The organism is Malaciobacter pacificus (assembly GCF_004214795.1).
GTDB classification, from domain to species: domain Bacteria; phylum Campylobacterota; class Campylobacteria; order Campylobacterales; family Arcobacteraceae; genus Malaciobacter_A; species Malaciobacter_A pacificus.
Genome location: NZ_CP035928.1, coordinates 1,046,009 through 1,062,124, shown reverse-complemented (window position 1 = coordinate 1,062,124; position 16,116 = coordinate 1,046,009). Strand labels below are relative to the sequence as shown.

The 16,116-nt window shown below is 27.2% G+C and carries 16 protein-coding genes; 7 read left to right on the top strand and 9 right to left on the bottom strand.

Annotated features, from left to right (window positions below):
* Positions 1 to 3: 3 nt before the first annotated feature.
* From trmB to APAC_RS05425, 6 genes are read left to right on the top strand one after another with little or no spacing between them, the layout of a single operon-like run.
* Positions 4 to 1,206 (top strand): tRNA (guanosine(46)-N7)-methyltransferase TrmB, encoded by a 1,203-nt coding sequence (trmB, locus tag APAC_RS05450; protein WP_130233160.1) that lies wholly within the window; start codon positions 4 to 6, stop codon positions 1,204 to 1,206.
* Positions 1,203 to 1,865, top strand: coding sequence for a cell division ATP-binding protein FtsE (locus APAC_RS05445; protein ID WP_130233159.1), 663 nt, complete (start codon positions 1,203 to 1,205; stop codon positions 1,863 to 1,865). Before trmB ends, APAC_RS05445 begins: the two co-directional genes overlap by 4 nt.
* The gene (locus APAC_RS05440; protein WP_130233158.1) at positions 1,852 to 2,670 is read left to right on the top strand and encodes a cell division FtsX domain-containing protein; all 819 of its coding nucleotides are present in this window, start codon (positions 1,852 to 1,854) and stop codon (positions 2,668 to 2,670) included. Before APAC_RS05445 ends, APAC_RS05440 begins: the two co-directional genes overlap by 14 nt.
* Positions 2,663 to 3,967 (top strand): murein hydrolase activator EnvC family protein, encoded by a 1,305-nt coding sequence (locus APAC_RS05435; RefSeq protein ID WP_130233157.1) that lies wholly within the window; start codon positions 2,663 to 2,665, stop codon positions 3,965 to 3,967. Before APAC_RS05440 ends, APAC_RS05435 begins: the two co-directional genes overlap by 8 nt.
* A 3-nt stretch (positions 3,968 to 3,970) precedes the next feature.
* Positions 3,971 to 4,711, top strand: a complete 741-nt coding sequence (locus APAC_RS05430) for a hypothetical protein (RefSeq protein WP_130233156.1) — start codon at positions 3,971 to 3,973, stop codon at positions 4,709 to 4,711.
* Positions 4,702 to 5,775, top strand: coding sequence for an FkbM family methyltransferase (locus tag APAC_RS05425; protein ID WP_130233155.1), 1,074 nt, complete (start codon positions 4,702 to 4,704; stop codon positions 5,773 to 5,775). The genes APAC_RS05430 and APAC_RS05425 overlap by 10 nt, the downstream gene beginning before the upstream one ends.
* A gap of 4 nt (positions 5,776 to 5,779) precedes the next feature.
* On the opposite strand, the gene APAC_RS05420 is transcribed toward APAC_RS05425, so the two are convergent.
* Positions 5,780 to 7,522 (bottom strand): ABC-F family ATP-binding cassette domain-containing protein, encoded by a 1,743-nt coding sequence (locus APAC_RS05420; protein WP_130233154.1) that lies wholly within the window; start codon positions 7,520 to 7,522, stop codon positions 5,780 to 5,782.
* 207 nt (positions 7,523 to 7,729) lie between these two features.
* Between APAC_RS05420 and APAC_RS05415 the strand changes: the two genes are divergently transcribed.
* The gene (locus tag APAC_RS05415; protein ID WP_228255952.1) at positions 7,730 to 8,539 is read left to right on the top strand and encodes a DUF234 domain-containing protein; all 810 of its coding nucleotides are present in this window, start codon (positions 7,730 to 7,732) and stop codon (positions 8,537 to 8,539) included.
* 8 nt (positions 8,540 to 8,547) lie between these two features.
* Here the strand turns inward: APAC_RS05415 and APAC_RS05410 are convergent, their stop codons facing one another.
* The 8 genes from APAC_RS05410 to APAC_RS05375 form a co-directional block, all read right to left on the bottom strand.
* A complete protein-coding gene (locus APAC_RS05410) occupies positions 8,548 to 9,792 on the bottom strand; it encodes a DEAD/DEAH box helicase (RefSeq protein WP_130233152.1) in 1,245 nt (414 codons plus the stop codon).
* A 2-nt stretch (positions 9,793 to 9,794) separates the two neighbouring features.
* Positions 9,795 to 11,630 carry an ABC-F family ATP-binding cassette domain-containing protein gene (locus APAC_RS05405; protein ID WP_130233151.1) on the bottom strand — a complete coding sequence of 612 codons (1,836 nt, stop codon included), beginning with the start codon at positions 11,628 to 11,630 and terminating at the stop codon, positions 9,795 to 9,797.
* Between the two features lie 95 nt (positions 11,631 to 11,725).
* Positions 11,726 to 12,913, bottom strand: a complete 1,188-nt coding sequence (locus APAC_RS05400; protein WP_130233150.1) for a tetrahydrodipicolinate N-succinyltransferase N-terminal domain-containing protein — start codon at positions 12,911 to 12,913, stop codon at positions 11,726 to 11,728.
* A 60-nt stretch (positions 12,914 to 12,973) separates the two neighbouring features.
* On the bottom strand, positions 12,974 to 14,821 hold the full coding sequence (locus APAC_RS05395) for a primosomal protein N' (RefSeq protein ID WP_130233149.1): 1,848 nt from the start codon (positions 14,819 to 14,821) through the stop codon (positions 12,974 to 12,976).
* A complete protein-coding gene (locus APAC_RS05390; protein WP_170170118.1) occupies positions 14,821 to 15,195 on the bottom strand; it encodes a hypothetical protein in 375 nt (124 codons plus the stop codon). The genes APAC_RS05395 and APAC_RS05390 overlap by 1 nt, the downstream gene beginning before the upstream one ends.
* Positions 15,196 to 15,253: 58 nt before the next feature.
* A complete protein-coding gene (locus APAC_RS05385) occupies positions 15,254 to 15,463 on the bottom strand; it encodes a hypothetical protein (RefSeq protein WP_130233147.1) in 210 nt (69 codons plus the stop codon).
* Positions 15,456 to 15,656: a hypothetical protein gene (locus APAC_RS05380; RefSeq protein ID WP_130233146.1), complete on the bottom strand. Its 201-nt coding sequence runs from the start codon at positions 15,654 to 15,656 to the stop codon at positions 15,456 to 15,458. The genes APAC_RS05385 and APAC_RS05380 overlap by 8 nt, the downstream gene beginning before the upstream one ends.
* 55 nt (positions 15,657 to 15,711) lie before the next feature.
* Positions 15,712 to 16,110 carry a TerB family tellurite resistance protein gene (locus APAC_RS05375; RefSeq protein WP_130233145.1) on the bottom strand — a complete coding sequence of 133 codons (399 nt, stop codon included), beginning with the start codon at positions 16,108 to 16,110 and terminating at the stop codon, positions 15,712 to 15,714.
* Positions 16,111 to 16,116 lie beyond the last annotated feature (6 nt).

The window sequence follows — 16,116 nt, the reverse complement described above, 5'->3', positions numbered from 1 at the left end:
AAAATGCCACACTTAGTTTTAAAAAAAGAAGAATTATTAAAAACACCATCTAGTAAAGATGGTGTAGAGTTTAACTTTGTTGCAAAGTCATATAACTTTACAGATAAACCAAGAAAAACAGAATATAAAATTGGTGTTTATGACACTAAAGAAAATAAAGAGTTTATGCTTGGACTTAAGCCTAAAGATGAAAATTATCTTTTAAAATCAGATAAAACTACAAGAGTTACACCTGTAGATATTATGAAAAATGCAATAAATAGTTATGCAATTGCAAATAATAGTGAAATTTTATTTTCTAATACAAACATCACTACTGGTGCAAAAAATGCCTTAGAACATAAATATTTAAAAGATATAAACTATTTTGTTGATGATTTTGAAACTCAAAAAGAGATTCAAATTGAGATTGGATTTGGAAGTGGAAGACATCTTTTACACCAAGCAAAACAAAATCCAGATGTACAATTTATTGGATTAGAGATTCATACTCCTTCAATTGAACAACTTTTAAGACATTTAGAACTTCAAAATATAACTAATGTACTTGTAGTAAACTATGATGCAAGATTATTTATGGAGTTTATTAAGTCAAATCAAGTAGGTAGAATTTTTGTTCATTTCCCAGTTCCTTGGGATAAAAGACCACATAGAAGAATATACTCAAATGAGTTTATTAATGAAGCATTAAGAGTATTAAAAGTTGGTGGAACTTTAGAGCTTAGAACTGATAGTAGAAAATATTTTGATTATTGTATGGACTTATTAACAAATCTACCAAAGGGTAGACTAACAGTTGATATAAATAAAGATTTAGAAGTTTCAAGTAAATATGAAGATAGATGGAAAAGAATGGGTAAAAACATCTATGATGTAGTTTTAGAAGCTTGGAATGAAGATGAAGACATAAATTTAGACTATGACTTTTCATTTGATTTTAAAATAGATTTTAACAAAACTTTAAAAACAATAGAAACAAATACGATAGTTGAAAAAAACTATTTTGTTCATGTTGTAGAGCTTTATACACTTGAAAATAAAGAGAACTCTGGGCTTATAAAAGTAACTATGGGTAATTTTGATAGACCTGTAACAAAATTTTTATTTGTAGATGATGGAAATGTTAAATATTTCCAAGGTAATCCTTTACCAACAAGTTCAAATATCCAAGCACATTTAAAAATTAAAGAGATTTTAAATAAATGATAGAAGCTAAGAATATTTATCTTTCATATGATGATAATAAATATATTATTAAAAAGGGTAATTTTACTATAAAACCTAAAGAATTCATCTTTATTGGTGGAAATTCAGGTAGTGGAAAATCTACTTTATTAAAATCATTTTATGGAGAAATTCCATTAAAACATGGTAGCTTAAAAATAGAAGACCAAGAAGTTTTTGGAATAAAAGGTAAAAAACTTAGAAAACTTAGAAAAGATATTGGAGTAATATTTCAAGATTATAAACTAATCAACGAATACACTATTGAAGATAATATTATGATTCCATTAAAAATCAATGGTTACTCACCTGAAATATCAAAAGATCAAGCAAAAAAGCTATTAGCTCATGTTAGATTATCACATAGAGCAGGATATTATCCAAATGAGCTAAGTGGTGGAGAGCAACAAAGAGTTGCAGTTGCAAGGGCTTTAGCACATAATCCAAAGATTATTATTGCAGATGAACCAACAGGTAACTTGGATGACTATTCTGCTGAAGTTGTTTGGAATTTACTAAAAGGTGCAAATGAGCAGCTAGGAATAACTGTTGTTGTTGTAACTCATAGAGTTCCTAAAAATCTTGGAATAAAATTTAGACAACTATCTATTGAGGATGGAATAATCTATGAAGTTTCTTAAAAATCTTTTTGCTTTTTTTATTCCATTATTAGCTATGCTTCTTACATACTCAATTTTTACATTAGTTGATAATGTAGTTGATAGTTATAAATCAAAAATCTCAAGAGACTACTCTATTGTAATAGTGACAAATACTCCTTTAATAAAAGAATCAATTAATGAACTAGCTGGAATTCAAGTTGAGAAGATTCAAACTTTAAAAAAAGATAGAATAATAGATAATATGAAATCAAGTTTATCTAAAAATTCTATTGAACTTTTAAAACAAAAGCTTCCTCACTTTTATCAGATTTATCTTGAAGTTTTTCCTACAAGTAGTGAATTAGAAGATATTAAAGAGATTTTATTACAAAATAAAAATATTAGAAAAGTTGAAGTTTTCTATAAAAACCATAATCAGATTTATCTGTTATTATTGCTTATTAATACAATTACATTTATACTATTCTTTGTGGTTACAATATTTGCTATTATCGTAATTGCAAAACAAATAAAACTTTGGTTTCATGAACATAGTGTTGAGATATCAATTTTAAGACTTCATGGTGCATCTATTCTTTATAGTGCATCAAGTGTGTTAAAATATGCTGTTCTTAGCTCTTTTTTAGCATTTCTAACAGCAGGAACAATACTATATTACGTTTATAATAATATGGGAATTCTATTTCCAATAGAGTTACATGATATTGTTAATATAGAAATAAACTTATACTCAGAATTTGTAAAACTTTTTATACTCTCATTTTTTATATCAATTTTTACAATTCTTGGAGTATTATTAAAATATAAAATAAACAATGACTAAATTAATATTTATAATTATAATACCTATTACACTTTTATTTAGTGCTACTAATATTGATAAAAAAATTGAACAAAATAAAAAAATATTGGATAATAGTAGTAATAAAAAGAAACAAACAACTCAAAAAGTAAAAGAGTTAGCCAATAGAATTGATAGACAAAATAGAAATATTATTAAATTAGAGCAAGATATACAAAAAGTAAATAGTGATATTGAAAAACACCAAAAACTTTTAGAAGAATCTAAATCTAAATTAGAAGAATTAAAAAAGAGATCTTCAAAATTAATTACTGAAAAAAAGAACAATGAAGAAGAGATTGTTGATACTATTATTGAAGAGTTTTCAGTTTCAATTGCTTTAAAACTTGCTTCTGAAAACTCTTTACAAGAATTAATTGATAGTGAGATATATACGCTGCTTTCTCAAAATTCTAAAGATAAAATTTTAGAACTAAACAACAACTATAATTTAGTTAGTTCAAACACACGAACAAATCAAAAAAACATTGATAAGATTTCTTCATATATTGAAGAGAGACAAAAGACAAAAGAGACTTTAAATAATCTAAAAGAAAAACACTCAAAATCTTTAGTAAGTTTAGAAGACCAGCATAAATCTTATCAAAAAGAGTTAACGAAAGTTGTTGAGCAACAAGAATCATTAAAACAACTTCTATCTCAATTAAATATTTTAAAAGCAGAAGAGATTAAAAAAGCTAGAGAAATAGAGAGAAAAAGAAGATTAAAAGCTTTAATGGAGCAAAAGAAAAAACAAGCTAGTCAATCAAAAAACAAAGATGTTGATGAAATAAAAACAGCAGAAGTTAGGAATCAAGAATATGCTGATAATTTAAATCTTGATGTTAGAAAAATTGGTTCTTCAACTGATGGAGTTAAAATTGTTAGATATAGAGGTAGTAAAACAATTCCTCCTTTAAAATCATTTAAAGTAGTTAAGAAATTTGGAACATATTATGATCCAATTTATAAAATAAAACTATTTAATGAATCAGTTGTTTTAAAATCAAAAATACCAAAAGCAAAAGTAGTTTCTGTATTAAATGGTAAAGTTGTTTATGCAAAGAAAAATGCAGGTATGTTAGAAAACGTAGTTATTATTCAACATGAAAATGGTTTACATACTATTTATTCACATTTAGATGAAATTGCCCCTACTCTAAAAGTTGGTAAATGGGTTAAAAAAGGTTATGTTGTTGGTAGAGTCGATGATAGCTTAACATTCCAAGCAACTAAAAACTCTTCACATATAAACCCAAAAGATCTATTTAGAATCTAAAATATGATATTTAAAAAATTTAAATATCTTCATATTTATTTACCTTCTATATTTATTATATGGCTTGCTCTATTTATAGATAGCAAAACTATTTCAAGTCTAATTTCACATAATCAATACATCTCAAATATTATTGTAATTGCAACTTTTATTTACCTTTATAGAAATGTCACAGTTAAAATAAGAAAAATTATGCTTTATGGAGTTTTTCTAGGACTTGCAGGAGAGACTTTGTTTGCTTTAATTTTAGGAATGTACTCTTATAGACTAGAAAATCTTCCTATTTATGTTCCCTTTGGTCATAGTATAGTTTATGTAATAGTTTTTTATATAGCAAAAGAGAAACTTGTAAAAATAAATTATCAAAGTGTCATTAAATATTTATACATCTTTATGACTACCTTTAGCACTTATTGGTTTATAATAAAAGATGATACATTTGGGTTTATCTGTTTTTTATTTATAGTTTATCTATTTTATAAGAAACCTCAAATGAGACTATTTTATTTAATTATGTATTGTATGGTTTTATATCTTGAGCTTGTTGGAACCTATTATAATTGTTGGGTTTGGCCTGAAACTTGGTTTGGTAAAATTGATTTTATAAGTAGTGCTAATCCTCCAAGCTCAATTAGTCTATTTTATTTTGGTTTTGATTTGGGTTGTTTATGGATTTATAAAAAACTTAATTCTAAAAAATGGAATAGAATGAAAAATATAAAAAGAATTAGAGCATGCAAATAATAGATTTTAATTATGAAAATAAAAAAGATAAAGAGCTTACAGAACTTTTTATATCTTCAAATAGTACTAAAAAATATATTCTAGGAATAAATAGACTTACAAAAAGTGTTTTAAAACATATCAAAGTTGATGGAATAATTGATGATTTTACAAGGGTGCAATCTTCAAGAAAAAAAGATGTATTAAAAATCCAAGATATACCAAAAGACTCTATTATACTTTCAACATCATCTGGAAGTCCACTTGAAGTAAAAAATAGATTAGATGAAATGGGATATACAAATTTCAACTACTTAAGTTTTTATAGATACTCAAAGTTTCCTTTAGCAAATCCTGATTTTATAATAGATTTTAAAGATGATTATATTAAAAACAAAAAAGAGTATGAAAAGGTTTATAAACTACTTGAAGATGAAAAGTCAAAAGAGGTTTTTACAAAAGTAATCAACTTTAAAATCAGTTTTGATTTAGAGTTTATGGAAGGTTTTACAAATAACCATGAAGAACAATATTTTGATAAAGAACTTATTGCAAATATTAAAAATATAAACTTTTTAGATGGAGGAGCCTATGTTGGAGATACAATTCCATCTATTATAAAAAACTTCCCAGACTATAATAAAATATATTGTATTGAGCCAAATAGTTTACATATAAATATAGCAAAAAGAGATTTTGAAAATCAAAGGGATATTGAGTTTATAAATTGTGGACTAGGAGCAAAAAAAGAAGTTAATTTAGATGAAGATAATTCATCTCAAAATAACTGCGCCCATGATTATCAAGCACTAAATATAAACTCAATAGATAATCTAATAAATGAAAAAATTGATTTTATTAAACTAGATATTGAAGGTGCTGAACAAGATGCAATAATAGGTGCAAAACACACTATAAAAAAATATCATCCAATATTAGCTATTTGTGTTTATCACAAAGCACAAGATTGGTACAAAGTACCAAAACTTGTACTTGGTATAAGAAGTGACTATAAAGTCTATTTACGTCACTACATGGAAGGTATTTATGAAACAGTGATGTACTTTATTCCAATAAAGAATTAAATCATCATATTTCATCAAGTTTAGCTTGATAAAGTACATTTAACTCTTCAAGTTCTACTTTTAAAGTATCAAGCTTTTTTTGAGCTGATTGTCTATCATTTCCACTTAGTGTTGGAATTAATACATCAAGTGATTCAATCTCTTTTCTAATAGGAGAAGTTGTTTTACTTTTTTCTTGGACAACTGCTGATCTTAATTTTTTTCTCTCTTTTTTATCTAGTTTAGGCTTAGCAGGTTTAGCTTTTTTCTCTTCAACCATATCATCTTCATCCCAACCAATTTTCTCTAAGAACTCATCATAAGTACCATTGAAATAATCAGCACCTTCGTTTCTAAATACAATCAATCTATCACAAACATCTCTTAATAACTCTTCAGAGTGAGTTACAATTATACAAGAACCTTCAAAAGCTTTTATTGCGTTTGTAAGTGCTTTAATAGAATCTATATCTAAGTGGTTTGTAGGTTCATCTAAGAAAAGTAAGTTAACATTTTGAGCTATGATTTTACCAAGCATTACCCTACTCTTTTCACCCCCTGATAAAAGAGAGATTTTTTTCTTTGCATTATCTCCACTAAACATCATAAGACCACAAATACCTCTAATAACTGGTTCTGGAAGTTTTACATTTACACTATGAATTTCATCTAAGATAGTATTGTCTAAATTTAGATGAGAGATGTTTGTTTGACCAAAGTGTCCAAACTCACAACTTGGGTGAAAATGAACTTCACCTGTTAATTGTTTTAACTCACCTGCTAATACGTTTAAAAGTGTTGATTTACCCTTTCCATTTTTTCCTATAATTCCTAGAGTTTCACCCTTTTGAAGTGCAAAAGTAATATCTTTGAATAGTACATTATCTTTTGAGTAACCAAAGCTTACATCACTAACTTCAAGTAAAAACTTAGCTGCTGTTTCTTGATAATTAAAATCAAATTTTAGATTTGCATCGTATTGAATATCTTCTAAAATATCCATCTTCTCTAAAATTTTAACTTTTGATTGAGCTAGTGTTGCAGTTGCTGCTCTTGCTTTATTTTTTGCAATAAACTCTTCAAGCTCTTTTCTTTTTTTATCTTGAGCTATTTTTTGCTTTTCATGGTGTTCTTCATTTGAAGCTAACTGGTCATAAAACTTTTGCGTACCACCTTCTATTAAAAATGCACTTCTTCTAACTATTCCTAAAGTATGAGTACAAACACTATCCATAAAATCTCTATCGTGAGTGATTAATATAACTTCACCTTGAAATGATTTCAAAAAGGCTTTTAACCATCTAATAGATAAGATATCTAAGTAGTTTGTAGGTTCATCTAATAATAATAGATTTGGTTCAGTTAATAATAATTTAGCTAAATTAATTCTAATTTGATAACCACCAGAAAAAGAGTTTGGGTCTTTTTCTAAATCTTCTTGTGTAAACCCAAGACCAAATAAAATCTTCTCAGCTTTATAGATATTATATTTATCATCTTCACTTAGTGCAAGTGCAGTTTCGTCCAATAAGTTTTTTTCAGTAAAGTTAAAATACTGTTTTAAAGCACCTATTTTATAGTTTTTAGGGATTGCAATATCACCACTATCAGCAGACTCTTCACCAAGTATTAGTTTAAATAAAGTAGATTTACCAGTTCCATTTCTACCTACTAATCCTATTTTATTTCCAGGATTTAATCTTAAATTCAATTCACTATACAAATCATTTGTAGGATAGCTTTTTGATATATTTATTAGTTCAATCATTATATTCTCACATCTATATTTATAATTTTCGCGGATTATACTATAAAGTTAATAATAGTAAATTTACTCATAATTTCAAATTCAGCGCAAAACTGCATTAATTACTATATAATATTAAAAAATAAAAAAGGATTTCCAATAATTTTATTTGAGAAAACTACAAAAAGTCAATTTAAAACTTTTTGTGAAAAGAATAAACCAAAAACGATGGAAGATGCAGTAAATTTCTTTAGCGTATTTGGTGGATTAGATATTCAAGTTGATACTACAAAACCATTAAAAGATGAAATAAAAAAACATATTTTAAATAACTATACTCACCTAAAAAGTGATATAAATGCACTAACTGGTGGATATGGTGTATCTCACGCTATTTTAACAGGTATTGCACTTGGTGATAGAAGAACAAATACATCTTTTAAAAAAGCTCATGTTAGTTTTGAAGAGGGTATGAAAAATATTGAAGATTTATGTGATAGAGGTGTAATTGAGATTGAGTCTTCACTTCACTACTTAGCTGATAAAAGAGGTGATGATAAAGTTGCTAAAAGATTACTGTTTACAACTCCTTTTACTAGATTTTGGTTTGCTTTTGTTTCACCTATTTATAAAGGAATTAGTGAAAAAAACTACAAAGAGTTTGACCAAAGATTTGATAATAGAATTGAAGAGTTTACAGATTTTGTTTTTGAAGAATTAGCAATGGAATATATCAAAGAGTACTACAAAGAAAATGGTGTAAAATCAATTGGGAAGTATTGGGATAATTCAATAGAAATTGATATTGTTGCTAAAACAAATGATGGTAAAGTTTTAGTTGCAGATTGTATAAACTCAAAAAATAAAGTTAAAAAAGCTTCACTAACAACGCTTCAAAGTAATAGTAAAAAAGCTGGTTTCAAAGCTGATATTACAATACTTTTTGCAAGGGATAAATTCTCAACTGAAGTTAAGAACCTAAAAAGTGATTCAATTAAACTATTTAACGCTAAAAGCTTAAAATTATTAATTGACTAAAAAAGAAATCAAGCTTTAGAATCTTTTAAAGCTTGTTCTCTTAATTTATCTTTTTTACTCTTTCTCTTGCCCTTAACTGGTGCATTTCCTTTTTTCTTAATTGCTTTAGTTCCAAGTAATTCAAAGCCTTCTATTTGCTCTTTATGAAGTTTTATTCCAGCTTTTTTTTCAATTAATCTAAAGTGTTCTTCATTTTCATAGTTTATAAAACTAATTGCAGTTCCACTACTCCCTGCCCTTGCAGTTCTTCCAATTCTATGTACATAATCAGCAGGTGATCTAGGCAAATCATAGTTTACAACACAATCAATCCCTTCAATATGAAGTCCACGTGCAGCAATATCAGTTGCAAATAGAATATTTATTTTTTCTTCTTTAAAATCTTGTAGGGTTAATTCTCTCTCTTCTTGGTCTAAATCACCATGAAAAGATAGAGCTTTAAAACCATATTTTTTTAACTTAAAAGCAATATTATCAGTGGCTCTTTTATTTGCCATAAAAACTAAAACTTTTTTAAAGTTTTCTTCTTTTAAAATCTTTCTTAAAAGTGGATTTCTATTTTCAATATTTACTTCAATTAATCTTTGATTGATATTTTCTAGATTTATTTCATCTTCATCTAAAACTACTTTTTTTGCTTCACTAGTGATTTTAGGAATTAACTCTAATATCTTCTTTGGATAAGTTGCAGAAAATAGTAAATTTTGTCTTTGATTTGGAAGTGATTTTAAAACTAAATCAAGTTCTTCTTCAAAACCTTCATTCAGCATCTTATCAGCTTCATCAAGAACAAAAAAATCAAGGGAGTCAAAGTTTATTTGCTTTTTATTTATAATGTCAAGTAATCTTCCTGAAGTTGCAACAACAACATCACAACCTTTTTGAATATCTAATAATTGCTCACCTATTTTTTGTCCACCAATTAAACTTGAAACCTTTAATTTTCTGTCAAAATATTTAGAGAACTCTTTAAAAGTTTGAGCCACTTGTAGGGTTAACTCTCTTGTAGGAGTTAAAACCAAAACTCTTATTTTAGCTTTTTTTGTTTGAGTTGGATTATTTAGTAATTGCTCTAAAATAGGTAATACAAAAGCAGCTGTTTTACCGCTTCCTGTTTGTGCTTTTGCTACTACATCATTTTCTTTAAAAACTAAAGGTATAACCTCTTTTTGAATAGGTGTAGCACTTTTGTAAGAGTTTTCTTCTAAGGCTTTAAAAATGCAGTTTGAGAAATTAAAAGTTTCAAATAACATGATTAAGCTTCCAACTCTTGAAGTTTTACTTCATACTCTTCTAAAATCTCATCTAATTTCAATTGATTTTCTTCTAGTAATTCAAAATTCTCTTCTACTTCTTTTTCAAGTTTTAATACAACTGAAGAGAGTTCAATTACCTTTGAGTTATCATTTTTATTAGAAGCTTCCATTAGTTCATTTTGATTTTGCTCTAATGTTTCTTCTAACTCCATAATTTTTGTTTCATATTTTTCAACTGCTTTTTTAAGAGGACTTGTTAGTTTACTTCTTTCTTGAACTAGTGCAGCTCTAAGTTTTTTATTCTCTTTTTTATTTACTTTTGGAGTAGATTTCTCTTTTTGCTCAATCTCTTCCTCTTCCCAACCAATTTTTTCTAAGAACTCATCGTAAGTTCCATTAAAATAATCAGCTCCACCTTTAGAAAATACAATCAATCTATCACAAGTTTGTCTAAGTAACTCTTCTGAGTGAGTTACAATAATACATGAACCTTTAAAGTTTTTAATTGCTTGAATAAGTGAGTCAATAGATTCCATATCTAAGTGGTTTGTAGGCTCATCTAGAAATAATAGATTTACATCAGTAGCAAGGATTTTACCAAGCATCACCCTACTTTTCTCTCCACCTGAAAGAAGTGATATCTTTTTCTTAATATCATCTCCACTAAACATCATAGACCCAGCTATTCCTCTAACAGTTGATTCAGGCAGTTTAGGATTTCCTAAATATATTTCATCCATAATTGTATTGTTTGGATTTAAATGGTCAATATTAGTTTGTCCAAAGTGTCCAAAATTTGTAGTCCCGTGATAATCAATATTTCCAGTTAATTGTTTTAACTCTCCAGCTATTGTATTTAGAAGTGTTGATTTACCCTTACCATTTTTTCCAATGATTCCTAGAGTTTCACCTTTTTTAAGAGTAAAAGATATATCTTTGAAAAGTATATTATCAGCTTCATATCCAAAGCTAACATCTTTTATATCAAGTAACACTTTTGCAGGTGTTTCTTTGAAATTAAAATCAAAATCAAGTGTTGCATCATGAGATAGTGAGCCTAAATCTTCTAATTTATCTAGCTCTTTTTGTTTTGATTGAGCTTGTGCAGCTGTTGAAGCTCTTGCTTTATTTTTAGCAATAAACTCCTCTAACTCTTTTCTTTTTTTATCAAGAGCTATTTTTTGTTTTTCATAGTGTTCATCATTTGCTTCTAATTGAGTATAAAACTTCTTTGTATCTCCTGGAATTATTTCTAAATTTCTTCTTACTAATCCCATGGTATGAGTTGTTACACTATCCATAAAATCTCTATCGTGAGTGATTATAATAACTTCACCCTCAAAACTTTTTAAAAATGATTTTAACCACCTTAAAGATAAAATATCCAAGTAGTTTGTAGGCTCATCTAGTAATAATAAATTTGGTTCAGTAACTAATAATTTAGCTAAATTTATTCTAATTTGATAACCACCAGAAAAAGATAGTGGGTCTTTTTCTAAATCTTCATTTGTAAACCCTAAACCAAATAGAATTTTTTCAACTTTATAAACATTATACTTGTCTTCTTCATTTAAAGCTTGTGCAGCTTCAGCTCTAACTGTTTTTTCACTAAAGACTAAATGCTGTCTAAGTGCTCCAATTTTATAGTTTTTTGGAATATTTATTTCACCATCATCAGGGCTTTCTTCACCAAGTATAAGTTTAAATAAAGTAGATTTACCACTACCATTTCGACCAACTAAGCCTACTTTATTGCCTTTATTTAGTCTAAAATTTAAATTTGAAAATAATTCTTTGTGCGCATATGCTTTTGAGATATTTGAAAGTTCTATCATTTTATTCTTTTTATTAGTTTTTTGGGATTATACTATATAAAAAGAAAGACAAGAGTTAAAAAGACAAGAGAATGAACTCTTATCTTTTAAAATAATTAGTGTAAATCAGCGTTTAATTTAACTTCTCTAGTTGATCTCATAGCAATTGTTTGACCAGTTTGAGAGTTAACTCTAAAGTGAACTCCATTTACACCTTGGAAATCACTACCTTTCATAACTGTAGAAATTTCTTTATCAGGGTTAATCTCTTTTAATGCAGCAACTGCTTTTTCAGATAATGTAATTTTAGTTCCTGGTAAAATTGTTACACCAGCATCTAAAATACAACTATCACCAATAGCAGTACCTGTACAAGAGTTTGCACCTAATAATGTGTTTTCACCAATTGAAACAGGCACACCATCAGTTCCTGATAATACACCAAGAATTGAAGCACCACCACCAACATCAGAACCAGCTCCAACAACTGCGCTTGAAGAAATTCTACCTTCAACCATAACAGAACCTTCAGTTCCAGCATTAAAGTTAATATATGCAGCACCAGGCATTACAGTTGTTCCACCTGCTAATTGAGCACCAAATCTAACTTTTGAAGTCTCTAAGATTCTTGTGTTATCTGCAGGAATTACGTGAGATAAGAATCTTGGGAATTTATCAACCATATCAATAGTTGGGTATTTTCCTGATAATTTTAATACAATTTCATTAGCTCTTAACCAGTCTAATTCAATTGGTTGATTTCCAACCCATGCACAGTTATGTAAGGCACCAAAAATTCCATTTAAGTTAAGGCTTCTTAATTTTGCTTTTCCAGTTGATAAAGCGTATAATTTTAAGTATGCAGCTTCAACAGAGTTAACAGCCTCATCTTCAAAAATAAATACTACTTTATAATCATCAGCAGTTAATCCTGAATCAATTGGTAATGATGCTAAAGTTGAAATAACTTGAACATTTTTATGCTCATCACCCTTTGCTTCAGGAATGTATGGTCTAAATGCCTCAACACAAGATGCTAAGAATTTATCAGAAAGGTTACATACTAATTCAGTTTTAGATGTATCTACCTCTTCTCCTGCTTCTTTTAATGCATTTAATAATACTGCTGCACTTCCGTAGTTTTCTTCCCAGTTAATTATTGGGTATGTCGCTTGTAAGATTTTGTCAGAGTTTAATTGTCCTCTATCTACTCTTGCAATACCAAAACCAATTGGGTTTTTGTACCAGCTTTGAGCTTGAATATCTTGTACTAATTGTTTAAAATCTTCTTTTGTATAAGCCATAATGTCTCCTATAAATTTTGGGGCGATTATACAATAGTGTAAGAAAATCTAAGATTAAATTTAATAAATAGTATCCATATCTATAATAGCAAGTGAACTATTGATACTGTGAAGAGCTGTTAATAAAGCCTTTACATTAGTTGAACGTAAAATAACCTCATATCTAAACTTGTTAGCTAGCTTAAAAATAGGACTTTGACCAAATCCAACAACTTCAATATTATTCATGTTTTTAAATATTTTTACATATTTATCAAGTTCATCTTTAACTTTTAAACCATTTGTATGAGCAAAAGTCACCTTTGCCATTTTCATAAAAGGAGGATAAAAATCTTGCCTAAACTCTAACTCTTCATCTAAAAACTCTTGATAATTTGACTCACATAAATAGTGTTGAAAGAACTCTTCATTTTTAGTTTGGATTATAACTTCACCCTGCCCTTTTCTACCACTTCGTCCTGCTATTTGAATAAGTAGTGAAAGTGCTTTTTCTCTTGACTTATAGGAATTCATATTTAAAATAGAATCAATTCCTAAAACAACAGCAAGTTTTACGTTATGATAATCATGACCTTTTGAAAGCATTTGTGTTCCAACTAAAATATCAATTTTCCCATCGTTAAACTCATTTAAAACTGTTTTTAACTGTTTATCTGTTTTTATTTGGTCTCTATCAAATCTTTTGATAACCTTATTGGGAAAATGTTCTTTTAGCTCTTCTTCAATTTGTGCTGTACCTACTCTTAGGTTATGAATTACCCCATGGTTACAAGAAGGACAAGTACTTGGTATTTGTTGAGCATAACCACAATAGTGACACTTAAGTGCTAAATCATTTTTATGTAAACTCATAGAAACAGAACAGTATGGACACTCAACAGATTTTCCACATGAAGTACAAATTTGATATTTAAAATTTGCCCTTGTTGGTAAGAATATAATCACTTGATTTTGTGATTCTAAAGTTGATTTAATTTTATTAAAAATTTTTAATGAAATATTTGAATCACTATCATCAAAAGTATAGTTTTTACTTGTATCATAAAAAGTCTCACTAAGTCTATAATATGGTATTTTATTAAAAGAGCTTGAACTAACTGTTGCACTACCAAGAACTAACTGTATATTAAATTTTTTAGCCATATAAATAGATAAATCTTTAGCATGATATCTAGGTTTTGAATCACTTTTATATGAATCATCATGCTCTTCATCTACAACAATTACTCCAAGATTATTAAAAGGTAGAAAAAGTGCAGACCTTGCACCTGCAATTAGTTTTATACTACCTTCTTGTAAGCCTTGTAAGATATCTAGTTTTTTCTTTTTTGTAATTTTTGAGTGCCAAATAGCAACACTTTTTCCAAATACTTTTTCTAATCTTTTTTGCATTTGAGGAGTTAAAGAAATTTCAGGCATTAGTAAAACTGCTTGTTCATTTTTATTTAAATGTTCTTCTATAATTTTTATGTAAATTTCTGTCTTACCTGAACCTGTATTTGCAAAAAGTAAAGCTTGTTTTTTGTCATTTAAAAAATCATAAGCTTCTGTTTGTTTAGGAGATAATTTAATTTTACTATCAAACTCAATTTGCTCTTGTAGTTTAATAATCTCTTTTTGAAAAGGAGTATAAATACTTAAAGCCTCACCTAAACTACATACATAATATTGAGAGATAAATTTAGCAATTTGTAGCATCTTCTCATCATAATATTCATTTGTAAACTCTTGAATATTATTACACACAAATTTTGGTTTTTCTACCTCTTTTATAACAACTGCTTCATTTAAATTTTTTCTTCGTTGAAGAACAACTAAAACTTTATCACCTATTTCTAATTTAGATTCACATTGATAAGTAAGATTATCTAATGGTGATTTTAAAAGTGCTAATTCATAATAGTACATTAATACACTTTCTCACATAGAGTCTCATCACTAACACATTTAAATATTCCATTTTCAAGTGCAAAGTCTATTATTTCATTAGTTGATAATACAAATGAATAACTAAGATCACTTAATTTAATCCAAGAACCTTTTTTACTAACTTCTTTTGAAGTTGCTAAAATATTAATATCTAAAAATTTTGTAAAAAGCTTTTCACCTGCTTTATTAATCATTGCATCATCTAAACTGTTTATTTCAGTTGAGTTTGCCAAAAGTATTTGTTTTGTATTAAATTCATTGATTGAGTTTTGTAGTAATGTATATTGAGATTTCAAAGTTGTTAAATTACTTTTTGTATTTATATTTACAAATTTAGGCAGGGCAAAACTCATAATAATTCCAATTAACAAAACTACAACAGTAATTTCAAGTAAAGAAAAAGCTTTAATTTTAAAACCTTGAAAGTTTATCTGTAATTTGTTCTACATCTTTTTTAAAAGTTTTATATTCGTGAGATAATCTAATATAAGCTGCAAGTAATTCTTTTGTATCATTATTTTTATCTAAGTTTAAATACTTAGTAAGGTGTTCTAAAACCTCTTCATCTAAGTTTACAGTATAAGCCATATTATTGATATGAAATGTAACTTGTTTACTCACCCTTTTGTGCCTTTATTAGTGTTAAAGTACTATCGATTCTTAGAAACATATCTTGATTATTTCGAACTAATTCATCATTGTCATTTTTAAGCATGTCAAGTTCTTGTTTTAAATTTATATTCTCTAATCTTAACTTTTCATAATCATGCAATAATTTGTCAATTTTACTATTTAATGTTTCTATTAGTTCCATAAAAGAAATTCTATCTAAAATTTCCTACAAATCAATATAAATTTTGTCTTTTTTATTATTTTATATAACTTTTTGCCTCTTCATATAAAGTAGCTACAGAATCTCCCCATTTAGAGTACTTTTTTATCTCTTCTTCATTAAAAGCAAATTTTTTAATAATTTTTTCTATTAGTTCTTTTTCTTTATAATGATATTTTCTATCAATATGAATTAAAATCATTAGTTCTAAAATTACAATTTTCTTACTTTTTAAGGATTTAAAATCATTTAATATCTCTTCTAAATCAAAACTATTTTTATCAAAAGATGTAAGATTTTCTATTCCCATTTCAGTGCAATACTCTTGAATAATCTCTTCTTCTTTTTCTCCATAAATATCATCTACTCTTGCAAGATAGTGTGCTAATTGTAAAAAAGAGAATTTCTCTTTTGATTGTAGTTTCATTAATAACATTAAATT